The sequence below is a fragment of the Oleiphilus sp. HI0128 genome (assembly GCF_001635365.1).
This window is the reverse complement of sequence record NZ_LWGG01000201.1, coordinates 1-873: the sequence shown is the minus strand read 5'-3', so window position 1 is coordinate 873 and position 873 is coordinate 1. Positions and strand designations below refer to the sequence as shown.

The following is an 873-nucleotide window of genomic DNA, read 5'->3' as shown; positions in this document are numbered from 1 at the left end:
TATTTATATCGGCACCTTGGAGGCGTTTTCAGCATCATCATTTCCCTCGGCAGATTACATTGCCCTGGGACATATCCATAAACAGCAGCAAATTAAGGGCAATGGCAATATCTACTATAGTGGTTCGCCAATTCCGCTTAGCTTTGACGAGCTAAACCAGAAAAAGTCAGTGCAAGTGGTAGAGTTTGATGAGGCTGGTGTGACGGTGGATGCCATAGATGTACCGGTTTTTCAGCAGCTGTACAAAATAAAAGGAAACCTCGAGGAGATTAGCACTAAACTTTCAGAGTTGAAGGGCGGTCGTGATGGCAGTGCTTATTGTTCAGAAAGCAATGGTGACCTTAGTGAGACTATTTGGCTTGAGGTAGAAGTTGAAGAACAGGATTATCTTGAAGACCTTCAGAAACGCATCGAAGAGTTAGTGGTCGATAGCAATATCGAAGTGCTTTGTTTGAAGCGCAGCAGAAATCGAAAAGGGTTAAGCCTGGTCGCCGAAAGTAGCGAACGTTTACAGGAGCTTAAAGCAAGCGAAGTCTTTGAAAAACGGCTGTCATTAGAGCCAGATGGAATCGATGATGCACTAAAAAGCCGTCTGCAACAGATGTTTAAAGAGGCGCTGCTACAAGCTGAGCAAGGAGACAAGCTCTAGAGCTGCAGTTATGAAAATACTAAGTATTCGCCTTAAGAACATCAACTCTCTACGAGGGGAGTGGTTTATTGACTTCACTCAGGAGCCTTTCGCAAGCAACGGTTTATTTGCAATCACTGGGCCTACTGGTGCCGGAAAATCTACGCTGTTAGATGCAATTTGCCTTGCCTTATACCACCAAACACCGCGTTTAAATGAACCATCACCTGCTGAGAAGGTAATGA

The 873-nt window shown here is 44.6% G+C and carries 2 protein-coding genes; both read left to right on the top strand.

Annotation, left to right across the window (positions count from 1 at the left end; all coding sequences use genetic code 11):
- Positions 1–649 (top strand): exonuclease SbcCD subunit D C-terminal domain-containing protein (locus tag A3763_RS02610; protein WP_197482707.1); only part of this gene is annotated, 649 nt, incomplete at its 5' end.
- A gap of 10 nt (positions 650–659) precedes the next feature.
- Positions 660–873, top strand: a 214-nt coding sequence (locus A3763_RS02605) for an AAA family ATPase (RefSeq protein ID WP_156494847.1), incomplete at its 3' end; no start/stop codon positions are given.